Genomic DNA, 15570 nt, shown 5'->3' with positions numbered 1-15570 from the left:
ATGCTTTCAACATCCGATTGGATGCGTGGGTGTGAACTTTCCGCAAGTGGCCTGTCAGAGCAAACCCACTTGATTGACGGACAAAGTAAGGCGTGGAAGCGAGCTAGTCTTAGACCCAGATAGCCGGCGGCTATCGATCATGCGCTCGTTGGGAGCATGTCGATTTCGATAACCTCTGTTCCGACCGGGATCTCGTCTCCCACCATACGCAGCCGAGTCACGACCCCGGCTATTGGGCTCTCAACTTCAAAGGTGGTCTTGTCTCCCTCTACGTCGTAGAGTTTCTGTCCTTCAGAGACGCTCTCGCCGTCGTTCACATGCCATGCGGCAATAGTCCCGCTCTGCATCGAGACGGCGAGCTTAGGCAGCTTCAACTTAACTTTCGCCATCTGCACCTCCGATCAGCGATTTGAGCCGTTCGACAATTGAAGATGGATCGGGAAAATGAGCCGCCTCGAGGTTTTGGGCAAAGGGTACCGGTGTATATGCGGACCCCAGTCTGGCGACAGGAGCTTTCAGTTCCGCCCCGTGGTTCTCAGCGAGGCGTGCAGCGATCTCGGCTCCTATTCCGCCAAACTCGACCGCCCCGTGAACTATCATCGCACGACCGGTTTTTGCGACGGAAGCTGAAACAGTAGCCATGTCGAGTGGAACAATCGATCTCAGGTCGACCACCTCAATCTCTATCCCTGCGTCTGCCAATTCGCCTGCCGCAGCAAGAACTTCGTGAAGGGCCCAACCGTATGAGATAACGGTGGCATCTGTACCTTCACGCACAACTTTCGCTACCCCTAGCGGCACACGATAATCGCCGTCCGGAACATCGCCGGGCGTGAAATAGCATCGCATGGATTCTATCACGATGCAGGGATCCGGATCGTTAATTGCCGATAGCAACAGACCTTTTGCATCTGCAGGCGTAGCGGGAAGTGCAATTTTCAGACCGGGAATGTGTGCAAACCAAGCCTCAAGGCTCTGACTGTGCTGAGCGCCAAAACTGCCGATATTGCCGGCTGTTAACATCCTGATTGTCAGCGGAACTGTGGTCTTCCCCCCTGACATGTAGCGCAGTTTTGCCGCATGGTTGGCGATCTGATCCATGCAAACCATCGCGAAATCGGCCAGCATGATCTCGGCAACGGGCCTCAATCCCTCCATTGCGGCACCGATCGCTGCCCCCACAATTGCTTGTTCTGAGATCGGCGTGTTGCGCACACGTTCCGCACCATGCTTGGTGGAAAGGCCGATCGTGGCCTTCGCTACTCCGCCTGCGGGATCGGCGATATCTTCCCCAAGAACGACGACCTTGTCGTCATGCGTCAGAGCATGATCGAGAGCGGCGTTGATTGCACCGGCATAGGGCATCGATGTAAATGCCGCGTCGCAGCCGACTTCAATTGGCCTGCTCGGCAAAGATTCGATGACCGGCTTTTCTCCAGGGGCGAAAACATCGCGGATCAGCTGCTCTTCGGTCGGGAAAGGAGCGGCTTTTGCAAATTCGAGCGCGTCCTGCACCTCGGTCTTGGCCTCTGCATCAATTGCGTCAAGCAACGTTGGATCAACACCGAATGAATCGATCAGTTGTCGACGGTACTTTGCTATCGGCGGATCGGCACGGCCAGCGGCCAACATCTCGGCATCCATATGCGCTTCATCGGATCCAAAAGCGTGGCCCTGCAAACGTGGAGCGACGCATTCGAGCAATGTCGGCCCTTCACCGGCGCGGGCACGCGTGATCGCCGTCTGCGCTGCCTCGTAGATTTCTTCAGGCGACGTACCGTCCACTCTGTGGCCGACAATACCATAAGATGGGCCTCGCTCTGCGATCGTCCTGGCCGCAGTCGATTCTTCGAACGAGGTGTATTCGGCATAGAGGTTATTCTGACACACAAACACAACTGGCAGGTTCCACAACCCGGCAAGATTGAGCGCTTCGTGGACAGCGCCAATATTGGCGGCTCCATCTCCAAAAGAGCAGATCACAATCTGACCGCTGCCGGCCAGTTGCTTGGCTAGGGCAATGCCGTTGGCTATCGGAGCGCCGGCACCAACGATACCGGTCGTGGCCATCAGGCCATTTGCAGGATCGGATAGGTGCATCGGGCCGCCTTTGCCGCCGCAAGTCCCCGTCGCCTTGCCGAACATTTCAGCCACGATCGATTTGATGGGGGTGCCCTTGGCTACAATGTCATGGATGCATCGATATGTGATAACTGCCCGATCATCTGGCGAAAGCAGTGGGGCAATCGCCGCCGGGATCGCCTCCTGCCCGCCACAGGGATAGTATTGGAATTGTAATTCACCCGCGGCGAGCTGCCGCTGTATCGACTGATCGGTCTCTGCAATTCTTCGCATAATTTGATAGATGCCGATTGCCGTCTCACTATCCAGCCTGGTATCGAAGGAACCCGTCTCGCTGAAAACTTCAGGTGAGATGTTCATTGCGCGCCATCCGCAATCATTGCGACAACCTCTACTTCAATGCGCAGATCAGGATGAATGAGACGCGAGACACCAATCAATGTTGAGGCAGGGACCGCGCCTTCGCCAAAGAACCTTCGGCGCTCCTCGAGTGCCGCTGTGACGCCATCAACGTCGGTTGTGTAGATCGTCTCTTTCACGATGTGGGCCATGTTAGACCCGTTGGCTGCCAGCAGTTCAGCAAGCTGCGAATAGACCTCGCCCAGCTGCGCGCGAGTATCGCCAACATGGATGGGGGACATTGTTGCGTCCCAAGAGACGACGCCTGACACCCAAAGGAACTGACCCGTTTGTACCGCGGAAGCGAATCCCATCGCCTTCTCGGTGTCTTCTGAGCGAAAAATTCGATTCATAGCTTTTCTCCCGACATAACATCGAGCCGGGTATGTCAAAAATAAAAGAAACGCAATCAGATTCTAATAATGTAAGATTCTTGTGCCGGGGCCGAAAGGGCTTTAGGTTCTCAGGGCATCAAATATAGGCTGGAAGCTGAGTGGGGGCAGGATTGGCAGGGCTGCGTGAAAAGTCGAAGAAACGGCGGCGTGAGACAATTCTGACTAGCTCGCGGAGCCTCTTCCGGGAGCGTGGTTACACGAAGACCACGATCGACGACATTGCTGCAGAGGCAGAGGTCAGCATAGGGACGATCTACAGCTACTTCGGCTCCAAGGGCGGAATATTCCTTGCGCTGGTTCAATCGATGATCAGCGAAATGCAGGTCAAGACGTCCCGTATCGCAGCTGACCCCCCCGAAGATCCCGTCGATGCCATCGCCGCGATGTACGAAGCTTGCCGCTTCTCCGACGAATGGCGAGAATTGAAACTATGGGATGCATTTCGTTCAGGGAATCTGGGCCCTTCATCGGTAGAAGGGGATCCGGCGATCGACGCCATTCGCAATGAGTTTGAGGTATTCATCTACTCGCAGTTTGAAGAACTGCTCAACAAACTGGTTGCATCGCGCAGGATCAGGGAATCGGTGAACATTGATGATGCAAAGTTCATCTTGTTTCATTTCCTGCTCGCGCATTTCAACGAATTCATCCGGTCAAATGGCAAGATGCCATACGAAAGGATGATTGTGGACCTTCACCGGAGATTGAGGACGCTCTTTCTCATGGGGCAGCCAGTTACCAACAGCCGATAGCTTTCGAGAACAGCCCGCCTTCCTCTCGCCTCTCCAGGGCGCAAACCCTTGCGTCTTCCGGTAAGAAAAATATAAAAATTGACAGGACATTCTAAAATTATAATATGGGTTCCAGTATTCAAGAAAACGGGAGGGTTTCTCGATGCGCTGGGATCAACATAAGTCACGCCTAAGTCGGACAGCATGCCTCACGGCGCTCGCCGCCTGTGGCGCATCCTATTCAATGCCAGTGTCGGCTCAATCGAGTGACAGCCAGCCTGCCGCAATGGAAAGCCAGGCGGAGGCTGGCGAGATCCTCGTTACCGCTCGGAGGCGGACGGAAACTTTACAGGAAACACCGTTATCTATCACGGCGTTTGACGCAGACGCCCTGCTGGCGCGCGGAGTAACCGACCTGTCTGGTGTAGGCGATTTCACACCAAATCTCGTTTTCGATCAGGGGACGGGAAATACCGGTGGCAGCACGACGTCCCAAGTATTCATCCGAGGAATCGGGCAGGCCGACTTCCTTTTCACGACTGAGCCCGGCGTCGGTATCTATGTAGACGGAATCTACTATCCGAGGTCGATCGGCTCTGTGATGGATCTGATCGATCTTGAGAGAGTGGAGATTCTTCGAGGACCACAGGGCACGTTGTTCGGAAAGAATAGCGTTGGTGGGGCAATCAACATCACGACGCGCCGACCTGGTGACGAATTCTCCGGACGTGTGAGAGCAAGTTATGGCAGCTTCAATCGGCTCGAAGTGACGGGCGCGGTAGATATCCCGATTCACGATGGGGTGCTGCTCGCCAGTATCGCTGCTTCGACAAAAGATGCAGACGGATACGTCAAACGCATTAACGACGGCTCGACGCTCGGAGACATCAATTCAAGTGGCGTACGTGGTCAGCTGCTTTGGAATGCTTCGCCAAACTTCGATCTCCTGGTAGCGGCCGACTATACGCGTAAGCGCGAGAACAGCATTGCCAATACGTTGATCGAAGTTGATCCGTCTGGCAGCCTCATTGGCCTTTACAATGCCCTCGTAGCTCCAGCGACGGGCGACTTCTACGATGATCGTTATATCTCTGACGATCCATTCAAGAGTTTCGGGACGGGGTTCAATCGAAGTGATCTCGACCTTTGGGGGATATCGGGAACCGCCACGATTCACCTGGGTGCTGCAACGATTAAATCGATCACGGCCTTTCGCGAACAGGACGCCGTTTTTGGAGCAGACTCTGATCATTCACCGATCAGATATTTCGAGCAATCAGTCACTGATGAGCAGGAGCAGTTCTCCCAGGAGTTTCAGATCTCCGGCGAGAGCCTTGGCGGTCGTTTGAACTGGGTCTTCGGGACTATGTACTTTCATGAAAAGGGCTTCGATCTATACGATATTGCCTTCGCGCCCGGTCTGTTTGACGCGCTCGAGGCGTTCCCGCCCGGAATCATTCCAGGGCTGGGAGGTGCAGGGAACCCCATTCATCCCGCGCTCGATTTCGAGGCGCTGGTATCAGCGCAAATCAACAATGATAGCTACTCGGGTTACGGCCATGTCAGCGTCGATTTGACCGACCGGTTGAGTGTTTCGGGCGGACTACGATACACTTCGGACAAGAAGGACTTCGGTTCTCGGATCGATCGCCTCGCGGCGGGCGTCACAACGCATGATCTTGCTGTTTCGGACAAGTGGACTGCGTGGACACCCAAGGCCAGTGTCGAGTTCGATTGGAGCGACGACTTGATGACATATGCCTCTGCGGCGCGAGGCTTCAAGTCGGGTGGTTTCAACGGCCGGCCGACAAACGCTTTCGTTGCCCAAACCCCCTTTGCACCGGAGTATGTGTGGACCTATGAATTCGGCTTTCATGCGCGCACAGCCGACAGGCGACTGAGGCTGAATGGCGCTGCATTCCATAGTGACTACACGAATCTCCAGCTTCTCAACGTCACATCAGATCCGCAAGGCGGTATTGTGGCAATCATTGAGAACGCCGGTAAAGCCAGAATTCGTGGCTTCGAGCTCGAACTCCTCGCCAAGCCAATTGATAGGGTGCAGTTCGATGCGGCTGTTGGATATCTTGACGCTGAATATCGCGAGCTGGATCCGGGCATTACAACGATCACTTTGACCGATAAGTTGGTCAAGACGCCCAAGTGGAGCTTTTCTGTCGGGGCGGAGTTTGGGACCGAAATCTCAAGCAATTGGGAGGCCAAGTTTCGCGCCGATTATGCCTACCGTTCGACGGTCCAACACGTTTCCTCGAATGACCCGTTGCTTGAACAGCCGGGATATGGCCTGCTCAATCTCAGGCTTGCCGTAGCTCCAACAGGAAGCGATTGGGAGCTGTCGGTGTTCGGCACCAATCTCACTGACAAGCTGTACATAGCCAATGGACTGACCCAGCGCGACACGCTGGGAACAACAGACGTATCTTATGGGCGTCCACGTGAGTGGGGCGTCGCAATCGATGCGCGCTTCTGATGAAGCTGAGATCAACACCTGCTGTCCACGCCGTCGAATGGACGCAGCAGACCACTCACTATCGCCACGCAACTGGGTGGTGAGCTGAGTAGCATTGCCCCGAGCCTTAAATCTTAGACAGGACCGCTCATGGAAAAGACATTACACACGCCCGCTCGCTCAAGGGTCGAATTGCCAGAAAACAATCCAGTCGAACGGCTCGGTGAGCTGATGCCAGCTGAGGGTGAAAAGGGTCTTTTCTCGGAAAGCTGGTTTCCTGTGTGCCTTTCATCGGAAGTTGGCCCTGGTGAGATTCGCGGCGAGAATTTTCTGGACGGCAAGATCGTTATCTTCCGTGGCGAGGACGGAATCGTGCGGGCGATGAGCGCTTACTGCCCGCACCTTGGCGCTGATCTTTCCATTGGCACGGTAGAAGGCAATCACATTGAGTGTGCATTCCATCGCTGGCAATTTGACACGGATGGCGGGTGTGCAAAGACTTTCATTGGCGATCCTGCGCCGAAACGCGCACGCCTGTTCAAATTCCCGACTCAGGAAGCCTACGGTGTAGTTTGGGTATTCAATGGCAACACGCCCCATTGGGATATCCCGACGTTCCAGGTTCCGGACGACAAGATTGTCTATCGAACATACCGGATGCCCAGCCACTTCGCCTGCGACCCGTGGGTGTTTGCGGCGAATACGCCGGACATGCAGCACTTCAAGGCAGTCCATCAAATACAGTTTTCAAGCGAAGACCCGCATGCAGATGTTGATTGGAGTGATTGGGGTTTCCGTTACAAATTGATCGCTGGCCACCAGAACAATGTTCCGATCGAGTGGACGTTAGGTATCCTTGGTACCAGCCTGTTCTGGCAAGAGGGACCCTATGGGGACTTTTGGATGGGGGGCATGGTAGGCTTCGGGTTGCCGGAAGTCGGTAAGCATCAGCCGTTCGCGGTGATGGCACTGGAAGATTCCGGCGATCAGGCAATCAATTCCGAACGATTTGATATTGCGCAAATGTTGATGGAACGCACACTCGGCGAGGACTCAGAAATCCTAAATACCATTCACTATCGTCCTGGCGCTCTGACACGAGGCGACACGACGTTGAGTCGCTATCTAAAGTTCGTGAAGGACTATCCCCGAAGTCACCCCTCCGCCCCTTTCATCAACTAGGACCGCTCGAGGATCGTGACGGCACTGTCAGATTACTTGCTCCTGATTAGCGGATAGGGTTCTGGGGGTAGGGCGCGGTATCCGGATTTGCCACGAGGCCGTTCGGCACTGGTAGGATGAATTTGGTCCTATGTTCGCTGCCGACGTTCGCAGTCATAGAGGAAGTCGGATGCGAAGCGTTCGCCTTTGGCGCCGGCACCTCGATGAGATTGGCGTCCAGTTGCTTGGCGAGACTGCCCATCTCTTACGTGCCGTAGATCACGAGGGAGAAGTTCTCTCGAATCTCACTTCGAGAAAGCGGGAAAAATCCGCGGCTTTGGCGTTCATGTAGAAGGAGCTGAAGCGAAAAGGTAAGGCCAAAACAATCGTCGCAGAAATTTGCTTCATTGCACGCCTTTAACTCCAACCTACTCAACGCCGAACGCCATCCCATCGGCCGAAGACCTACAAGACCCGCCCATCTGCAAACCTGGAAGAGTGGCAATTACTCATGGCTTGAAGCGCGGGTCGGGTAAGGATCACCTTGCACTGCGGAGGCGAGCTGGCGTCAGACTAACAGCACCCATTCTAGACTTGCCAGAGGCCGCAAATTCGCTATTTAGCAAATATGCGAAATGACGAATCAGAACGGCTGACATTGGGCCTGAAGGCCGTTTCCAGCTCCGTGCGTCTTGCCGTAATGGACGCGTTGAAGAGGCCTCTCGAATTTCCTCCGCAGCTCGACGGCGATCGAGAGCAAGACGGGATCTGCGCGGACTTCATCCGTGAAAGGACCGGGCTGGCCGCTGCAACGGTATCGCGTCATCTTACGATTCTGACGGACGCGGGGCTCTTGGTCGCAACGCGTAGGAAGGGTTGGACCTTCTATCGCAGGGATGAGCAGGCAATCGCGGAATTCGTTCGAGCACTGGCGGTAGCGCTTTGACCACTACTGCAATCCGGTATGTCCATCTCGACGTATTCTCTGACCGTCCATACGGCGGAAACAGCCTAGCCGTCTTTCCGAATGCCGTCGGGCTAAATGGCATGCAGATGCTCCAGATTACGCAAGAGATGAGGCATTTTGAAAGCATCTTTCTCGAGCCAACCGACGATCCGTATTGCTTCAGAACGCGGGTTTTCGATCTTGTGGAAGAACTCCCATTCGCCGGACATCCATTGGTGGGTGCTGCCGCAACACTGCATCGGCAGGTCGGTTCAATTCCAGAAGCCAGGTGGAAATTTCTTCTGGGAAGAAGGGAAGTGGAGGTAAGCACGCGGTGCTTCGGACCCAATAGCTATTCAGGCCTGATGGATCAGGGGCGCCCCGTGATCGGTTCGCTGGTCGATGACAGGCATGAGATCGCAGCATCATTTCGTCTTGAGCCTCAAGACCTCGCCGAAGCACTTCCGATCCAGGTGATTAGCACTGGCCTCCGCTACCTGGTCGTTCCGGTTAGGCAGGAGGCGCTTGCTCGTGCATCGATAGCGCGAGACATTTCTCCACTAGTCGCGAAGTGCGGTGCCGAATACGCGGTCATTTTGAGCGAAAATTTGGACGAGATCCGCCATTGGACCAATGACGGCAGTCTTGAAGATTCTGCCACAGGGAGCGCCGCGGGCACGATCGCGGCATATGCCTTGCATCATGGCTTGGTTGAGGCGGGCAAGTTCTTCAGGCTGAGCCAGGGGCGATTTGTCGGCCGCCCCAGCACGCTAAACCTGAGACCGACAGGTAGCGCTGGCGCGGTCGAGAAGGTCGAGATCGAGGGGCATGTGGCCTTTGTTGGCTCTGGAGAACTCGAGGTCATCCCATGAGGGCGATGCTGGAGGTGCGTGACAATTCGAATCGAGCGGCGCGGAATTCGACTTCCCCGAGATTCGTCACGCCAAGCGAAGTCGAAGCGGCGCTTGGCTTGGAGGATCTAATTGAACCAGTCTCCCGAGCGTTCCAAGCCTACAGTTGCGGACGCGCGCACAACGAGATGATTAGCCTGCATCCCCTCAGAGACCGAACGGCGGGCGATGTACTTGTCAAGGCTGCGACGCTTGAGGGAAGCACGGTATTCGTTGTGAAGGTCGCGCCTTGGTTCGCCGCGAATGTGGCCGATGGTAAGCCACAAGGCGGATTGGTTGCCGCCTTCAACGCGCTCACCGGTCATACCATCGCGCTAATCGATGATCAGCACAGGATATCGGACTTGCGAACCGCGGCCGCTGGAGCACTGGCTGCGCGGGTGCTGGCGCCAGCAACAGTTGAAAGCGCAGCAGTTCTTGGCTCGGGGACCCAGGCCTATTGGCAAACAATGGCCTTGCATCGCGAGCGGCCATTCGACCGCCTTTACATCTGGGCTCGTGATGAGCGAAAAGCTCGTCGGCTAGGCGGACGGATTAGCCAGCGCCTACCGCACCTGACGATCCAATATGTCGGAGCGGAAACGGCTGTTAGGCAATCAGACGTGATAATCACTGCGACCGGGGCGCGGGAACCGATCGTGAGAGGCGATTGGCTACATGAGGGTCAGCATATCACAGCTATCGGGGCAGACGATGCGACCAAGTGTGAGCTTGATGCTACTACATTGCAGCGCTCAAGGGTGTTGGTCGACGAAATCAAGCTTGCTACGGAAACGGGCGATGTCCATGCCGCGATCGCTCGAGGGCAGTATCGAGCGGACCTGCTTGCAGGCGAATTGGGTGAGGTCCTCGCAGGGCGGAAAATGGGACGCCAATCAGAAAGCGAGATTACAGTCGCGACGCTAAGCGGATTGGGCGTCCAGGACATTGCAGCGGTGGAAGTCCTCCTGAGAAAGATGGGTGAGAAAACTTGAAACGTGAGCAGGTTTCTTGGCCCCCTCCGTTCGGAAAAATCTGGCCGACCAGACATCTGGATAAGACGTCGCGGGAGTTCTAACCCGCTTTTCGCTTGAGCTCACGTGGCGAGTATCCAAACCTCGAAGTGAAGGCGCGGGTAAAAGCGGCCGGCGATTGGTAGCCGGTCCCCGCCGCTGCCTGCTGCACCGAGCAGCCGGTGTCCTCAAGCAGGGAAAGCGCCTTTTGCAACCGCCATTCGGACAGATAACTCATCGGGCCCATGCCCATCAACTCGCTGAATCGGTCGGCAAAGCTACTACGCGACATGCCCACTTCACTCGCAAGACTTCCGACGGTCCAATGCTGGTCCGCGTGGCGGTGCATCAGTTGCAAGGCTCTGCCGATCTGGCGATCAGTGAGTGCGGTAAGGATCGATTCCATCTCTGGTGTCCGGCCCACGCCGAGCCGCAGCAGCTCGATGAAGAACACTTCTGACAGGCGGGTCACCGTCGCGTTGCCCACGGCACCCTCGTGGAACATCTTTTGCGTCAGCAGACGCAGCACCTCGTCGAGCCAGACCTCGCGGGCGCGAACCGCCGAACAGGTCATCAGATAGTCCGGCAATGCGCGGAGCAGGGGATGGTCGGCGCCATCGCGAAATGTGAAATGGCCACAGATCAACTGGGTCGAGGCATTGGGATCGCCTTCCCCGACAACCAGCACGCCTTCTCCGTCATAACCGGCATCGGCCAGAACCGTTTCGAGCGGCGGGGCCTCCTCGACAGGTGTGCAGGAAAGCGTGTGCGAGCGACCGCGTGGGATGAGGATCAAGTCTCCCGGCTTGAGCTCGGCACTTCTCCCATCTTCAAATCCAACCAGGCACGTTCCCTGCACGCACAAGTGAAAGCGCGCTGCCTGCTCAAGGTCGGGAACTGTTACCGCCCATGGCGCTGACAGGTCGGTCCGGAAATAGAGCGCCCCCTTGAGGTTGAGCGTGCTCAGTATATCGTCAAGGACGTTCATTGGGCGCTCCGTTCGAGACGTGTTGATTGTCGTCAAGCATGGTCAGAGGACTAGCCCAACCCCGAGCTTGAAGCGAATATCGGTTTCATTCTGTATGCCTCGCAGGTCTTCATGGACCGGGATTCCAACGGAGCTGTAGATTGCCCAGCCATTGGCCGAGCTATAGCGAAAACCGGGCGACAGGAAGATCTGCGTGCCGCCGCTATGCGGGTCGCGCAAGGTGCCGACGCGTTCACGCTCTTCCCATTCACCGTTGATTTCGACGATAAGATCGAGCGCCTCATGCCGCTCGAAAGTGCCATCGTCGTGCGTATGCGCGCCTTGCCCGATCCGCCAACTGAGGCCGGCATTGAAAGCCAGATGATCCCCGCGATTGGTGTCCTGCGATCCCTTGGTTCGAAGGGTGTAGAGCAGGCTTGCGTCCGCCGAAAGCGGGCCGAAGCTCTTCCCCAAGGCAAAGCCACCGCGCGGATCCCACGATCCTGATCCGGGCTGGAATTCTGTTTCGAACCGGCCCCCTTCGTTAGTCCGCTCGCGCGTTTCTCCGGTTGGGACGCTCAGTCCTGCCATAAGCGCCAAACCGAATCCGTCGGATGTGCGATCGAGCAGGGCATACCTCACACCAAGTTGAAGGTCGCCAATGCCTTCAGAGCTGCCAAGTTGCTCGATCTCGGGGTGGGCCGCGTGCCCGTGCCCACCTTCATGGTGTTCGGTTTCGCGTATGCCTGAGCGAAGAACGAACGGCAGCGAAAGGCTGAGGCTCAGCCGGTCCGTTACGCCATATTCCAGGCTGAGCGTTGTGAGGTAGGCCGCATCGGTATTGTGCACTCCCTCCAGCCCGTCTTCGGCGAATTCGCCCAGCTCATTATCGCGAAAGGCGTCATAGTTTTCGGCATAGATATCAGCGCTGAGTGCAAGCTCGCCCTTTGCAAGCGTATCGGGGCTGATCGTGTTGATCGGCCCCGCCGTATTCGACGGTCCGGACGCGACCACATGGTGTGCCATGGCCGCGCCACTACTGGCACACCACAGAGCAATCGCCGCGGCAAATGCGGCCGTACTCGATGAGATTTTCATGTTGATTTCGACTCTCTGTCGGCAATTGATGTAGCGGACGTCGGGGGGGGCTGCGACCCGTTACCCCCTCATTTGACGACGATCTTGCCTTTCATCCCGGGGTGGTAGGCGCAGATATACTCGACGGTTCCCTTGCCCGTTATCTTCAGGCTCCAACTCTGATTGCGGTTCAGCTTTCCCGAATCCCAAGCCTGGCCTATTGCAGCGAGCGGCGCAGCGGCGAGGTTTTTCCAGGCAGCAACACTTCCAGGCTTGCCTCTTGCTGTCGCAGTATGCGGAGCGGCATCGAGGTTCTTCCAGGTGATGGTGTCGCCTGTCTTCACCTCAAGCGTGGCGGGAAAGAACTTGAATTGCCGGATCTCGACCACATGGGTTCGTGATCCTTCGTTACCCTTGGCTGATGCAGAATCCGCAGACGCGAACACGGCACCAACGGCTAGAACAGCCAACGTTGCAATCAGCAGAGTCGGCGTCGCCAGGGAGGCGCCTACGCGCCCCCCTGATTTGCGGCTGAATACGGACGCCTTCACTTGAGCACCCGAACCATGTGTGCAGCGTGCTGCTCGTGCACCTTGAAGACTTCGAGAGCCTGACCGAGGAGATCCTTGAACTCCCGATTGTCGACGGCCGGGATGAAGGCTGTTTCCACCGTCTTGTTGACGAACTGATGGTAGCCAAGCTCGTTGGCCGCATAGGCACGATCAAACTCCGCTCCGTGCATCTGAGCGAGCTGATCCAGCTTTGCGTGCGCATCTGCGGTAAGCTGCTGGCTGGTCGGATTGTCTTCCGGTGTGGCACCCAGCTTGGTGAGAAGCGCGACCGCAAGCTCGTTAACGGCTGTGTGATCCTGGATCATGAGTTCAGCAAACTTGCGAACTTCCGGATTGTTCGACTTCGCCAGCGCCAGGTGCGCGTAGCGAATATCGAGATTTCCGGCCGTATAGGCGATGTGGGCGATCTGCATGTCTGATGGCCCATCTTTGGCCACAGCTGGAGTGGCGAAGACTGTCGAAGCGAGCAGCGCTGCTGCTGCCAGACGGGAGATAGTCAAGGTCATTTCGAACTTCCTTTAGCGGTTGAAGCAGTGTTCGTTCCTGCGAACGCAACCGCAGTTGGCACTGCAAATCTTGTTGGAAAATACCGGCCGGCACATCACGGACTGCCCGCAACGCAGTTCGGACGGTTGGCAATGAAAGCAGAGGAATACGGGATACTTTGGCGGCAGGGATGGATCGAATCGGCAAACAAGCGGAGCTGATTCAATCAACGCTCAATCTGGCGGGACAAGGTTGACCCCGCTGCCAACCTGCCGGGATGATGCGGCTCATCCGGAACAATTTGCTGGCCGTCCGTATGACGGCCCGACCCCTAGCCCACGAGTTGTGACTGTATCTAGAATTCCATGTCACCGGCCACATGGTCGTCAAACATCATGGGAAACAAGTTATGATCGAAGCAAAGATACTTGCTCGCGTGCTAGGCGCGACATTCATAGGCGTGGGGTTGCTCGGCTTTGTCCCTAATCCGCTCGTCGCGCCGGACGGCATCTTCGCCGTAAACACGATGCACAATCTCGTCCACATCGTCACCGGGGCAGGATTCCTGATCGGCGCTAGCATGGGGAAATCCCGCGCAACGATAATCGGCATCGGGATCGGCTACGTGGCAGTTGCCGTTCTTGGTTTCATGACCGACAGCCATCTTCTCCTCGGGATGATCCACATCAATGAGGCTGATCGCTGGCTGCATGCCGGGTTGGCAATCGCCATTCTCGCCGGCGGATTTCTGTCGAAGGAGCGCGCGATTGCGTAGCTTGCCCTTCGGTCGCATCCGGAGGCGGCGTAACGGCAATTGTCGGCTTCGCCTCCGGGCCCCTTTCTGAAAAGGAGACCATGATTGGCCAATTCTCAGGAATCGCTTAAGACCGATGACCCGCTCACCGATTTCGAGCCTTTGGAACTCACATTTCCGGACCACGAGGGAAACCCGGCAACTCGCCGAGTGTATCGTTCGGGCGAGGGTCCCGCTGTGGTCGTCATGCATGAGATGCCCGGACTCAGCCCCCATGTCGCGCGATTTGCCCGTTGGACCAGGGATGCCGGCTTCACCGTATGGATGCCGTCCCTGTTTGGCCGTGATGGTGCCGTTCCGGAAGCCAAGGAAGGCGGAGAGGTTTTTCGCCGCATGTGTGTGGCGCGGGAATTCAATGTCCTGGCAGGCAAAGGCGCGAGCCCGGTGACTGTCTGGCTGCGTGCTCTGGCGCGCTTCGCACATATGGAATGTGGCGGCAGAGGCGTTGGTGCAGTGGGAATGTGCTTTACCGGCAATTTCGCGCTTACGATGATGCTGGACGAGTCAGTGCTCGTCCCCGTCCTGTCGCAACCGTCATTGCCGCTCGACAACCCCGCTGCGTTGGAGAGCGATGCCGATGAACTGGCACAGATCCGCGAACGTATAGAGCGCGAAGACCTCTCTGTGCTCGCTTATCGCTTCGAGGGAGACCGGATTTGTCAGGCGGCGAGATTCGAGGCTTATCGCGCCGCGCTTGGCCCTCGATTTATCGGCAAGACTCTCCCCGATGTCGCCGCCAATTCCGACGTCTCGCCATTCTTCGCAGAGCATGTGAATTATCCGCACAGCGTCCTGACACAACATTTGATTGATGCTGCAGGTGAGCCCACTGTCGCGGCAAGAGACGAAATCATTGCGGCGCTGCATGCCAGGCTAACTTGACGCATATTGGCCGTGACACCGAGTTCCTTGCGTACATGGCGGCAATATTCGGAATCTCACGGTGGGGCGGCTGCGAGCCTATCCGCTTTCAAGTTGCATACGGTGCCAGGAAGATGTCGAGAATCGCGTTCGCGCGTGGCTCGCCGGTCACATCGTCGGTAGCCGGATCGAAGTTTCCATCGAGCCTCATCGAGACGTAACCGTGGGCAAGGGACCATAGGGCTATCGCTAGCGTATGGGGATCGGAATTATCTGGCTGGCCGATCGACGATATTTCCGCGATCAGCCGGTCATAAATGCCGTCCATTGCCCGAATTAACCGCTGATCTTCATTGCTCACCAGATCGCGCCGCCAGAGCATTCGGTACCTTTCGGGATGCTCCAAACCGTATTCGATCAGGCAATCCGCAAAGGATCGTATCCGCGCCATGCCCGACTGCCTCTCCGCCTCGATCTTGTTCTCGATGTCGGACGCAAGTTGTCCAAACAAGAGCAAGCTAACCTCCGTCAACAAGGCACGTCTATCGGCGAAGTGATTGGCAGGGGCGGCATGCGAAACGCCGGCTCTTCGGGCTACTTCGCGGATTGTGATCGCGTCTGGGCCGGACGCGTCGAGAATGCTCAACGCCGCATCCAATAGAGCTGACTTCAGATTGCCATGATGAAAACGTTTCTTCGCCTGCAA

Annotated in this window: 16 protein-coding genes; 8 read left to right on the top strand and 8 right to left on the bottom strand. The window is 56.6% G+C overall.

Going from position 1 to position 15570, the window contains the following annotated elements; genetic code table 11:
• Positions 1–137: 137 nt before the first annotated feature.
• From P7228_RS01335 to P7228_RS01325, 3 genes are read right to left on the bottom strand one after another with little or no spacing between them, the layout of a single operon-like run.
• Positions 138–389 carry a lipoyl domain-containing protein gene (locus P7228_RS01335; RefSeq protein WP_278016432.1) on the bottom strand — a complete coding sequence of 84 codons (252 nt, stop codon included), beginning with the start codon at positions 387–389 and terminating at the stop codon, positions 138–140.
• Positions 376–2442 (bottom strand): alpha-ketoacid dehydrogenase subunit alpha/beta, encoded by a 2067-nt coding sequence (locus tag P7228_RS01330; protein ID WP_278016431.1) that lies wholly within the window; start codon positions 2440–2442, stop codon positions 376–378. Before P7228_RS01330 ends, P7228_RS01335 begins: the two co-directional genes overlap by 14 nt.
• Positions 2439–2834 (bottom strand): RidA family protein, encoded by a 396-nt coding sequence (locus P7228_RS01325; protein WP_278016430.1) that lies wholly within the window; start codon positions 2832–2834, stop codon positions 2439–2441. The genes P7228_RS01330 and P7228_RS01325 overlap by 4 nt, the downstream gene beginning before the upstream one ends.
• A 152-nt stretch (positions 2835–2986) precedes the next feature.
• Here P7228_RS01325 and P7228_RS01320 point away from each other — a divergent pair, with 152 nt between their 5' ends.
• The 6 genes from P7228_RS01320 (at position 2987) to P7228_RS01300 (ending at position 10069) form a co-directional block, all read left to right on the top strand.
• Positions 2987–3628 (top strand): TetR/AcrR family transcriptional regulator, encoded by a 642-nt coding sequence (locus P7228_RS01320; protein WP_278016429.1) that lies wholly within the window; start codon positions 2987–2989, stop codon positions 3626–3628.
• A gap of 265 nt (positions 3629–3893) precedes the next feature.
• Positions 3894–6098, top strand: a complete 2205-nt coding sequence (locus P7228_RS01315; protein WP_278016428.1) for a TonB-dependent receptor — start codon at positions 3894–3896, stop codon at positions 6096–6098.
• A 129-nt stretch (positions 6099–6227) separates the two neighbouring features.
• A complete protein-coding gene (locus P7228_RS01310) occupies positions 6228–7259 on the top strand; it encodes a Rieske (2Fe-2S) protein (protein WP_278016427.1) in 1032 nt (343 codons plus the stop codon).
• 130 nt (positions 7260–7389) lie between these two features.
• A complete protein-coding gene (locus tag P7228_RS16095; protein WP_430732490.1) occupies positions 7390–7590 on the top strand; it encodes a DDE-type integrase/transposase/recombinase in 201 nt (66 codons plus the stop codon).
• 590 nt (positions 7591–8180) lie between these two features.
• Complete coding sequence (locus tag P7228_RS01305; RefSeq protein WP_278016426.1) at positions 8181–9056, top strand: PhzF family phenazine biosynthesis protein; 876 nt, start codon at positions 8181–8183, stop codon at positions 9054–9056.
• On the top strand, positions 9053–10069 hold the full coding sequence (locus P7228_RS01300) for an ornithine cyclodeaminase family protein (RefSeq protein ID WP_278016425.1): 1017 nt from the start codon (positions 9053–9055) through the stop codon (positions 10067–10069). Before P7228_RS01305 ends, P7228_RS01300 begins: the two co-directional genes overlap by 4 nt.
• Before the next feature lie 79 nt (positions 10070–10148).
• On the opposite strand, the gene P7228_RS01295 is transcribed toward P7228_RS01300, so the two are convergent.
• The 4 genes from P7228_RS01295 to P7228_RS01280 all read right to left on the bottom strand — a co-directional run bounded on the left by P7228_RS01295 (position 10149) and on the right by P7228_RS01280 (position 13209).
• Positions 10149–11075 carry an AraC family transcriptional regulator gene (locus tag P7228_RS01295; RefSeq protein WP_278016424.1) on the bottom strand — a complete coding sequence of 309 codons (927 nt, stop codon included), beginning with the start codon at positions 11073–11075 and terminating at the stop codon, positions 10149–10151.
• 42 nt (positions 11076–11117) lie between these two features.
• Positions 11118–12152 carry a transporter gene (locus P7228_RS01290; RefSeq protein WP_278016423.1) on the bottom strand — a complete coding sequence of 345 codons (1035 nt, stop codon included), beginning with the start codon at positions 12150–12152 and terminating at the stop codon, positions 11118–11120.
• A 68-nt stretch (positions 12153–12220) separates the two neighbouring features.
• A complete protein-coding gene (locus P7228_RS01285; protein WP_278016422.1) occupies positions 12221–12682 on the bottom strand; it encodes a cupredoxin domain-containing protein in 462 nt (153 codons plus the stop codon).
• Positions 12679–13209 carry a DUF4142 domain-containing protein gene (locus P7228_RS01280; RefSeq protein WP_278016421.1) on the bottom strand — a complete coding sequence of 177 codons (531 nt, stop codon included), beginning with the start codon at positions 13207–13209 and terminating at the stop codon, positions 12679–12681. The genes P7228_RS01285 and P7228_RS01280 overlap by 4 nt, the downstream gene beginning before the upstream one ends.
• Before the next feature lie 389 nt (positions 13210–13598).
• Here P7228_RS01280 and P7228_RS01275 point away from each other — a divergent pair, with 389 nt between their 5' ends.
• On the top strand, positions 13599–13964 hold the full coding sequence (locus P7228_RS01275) for a DUF4383 domain-containing protein (RefSeq protein ID WP_278016420.1): 366 nt from the start codon (positions 13599–13601) through the stop codon (positions 13962–13964).
• Positions 13965–14048: 84 nt separating this feature from the next.
• Positions 14049–14885, top strand: a complete 837-nt coding sequence (locus tag P7228_RS01270) for a dienelactone hydrolase family protein (RefSeq protein ID WP_278016419.1) — start codon at positions 14049–14051, stop codon at positions 14883–14885.
• Positions 14886–14973: 88 nt separating this feature from the next.
• Here P7228_RS01270 and P7228_RS01265 read toward each other — a convergent pair whose 3' ends face one another.
• Positions 14974–15570, bottom strand: a complete 597-nt coding sequence (locus tag P7228_RS01265; RefSeq protein WP_278016418.1) for a TetR/AcrR family transcriptional regulator — start codon at positions 15568–15570, stop codon at positions 14974–14976.

The sequence above is a fragment of the Altererythrobacter sp. CAU 1644 genome, assembly GCF_029623755.1.
Taxonomy (GTDB): domain Bacteria; phylum Pseudomonadota; class Alphaproteobacteria; order Sphingomonadales; family Sphingomonadaceae; genus Erythrobacter; species Erythrobacter arenosus.
This window is presented reverse-complemented; position numbering and strand designations above follow the sequence as displayed.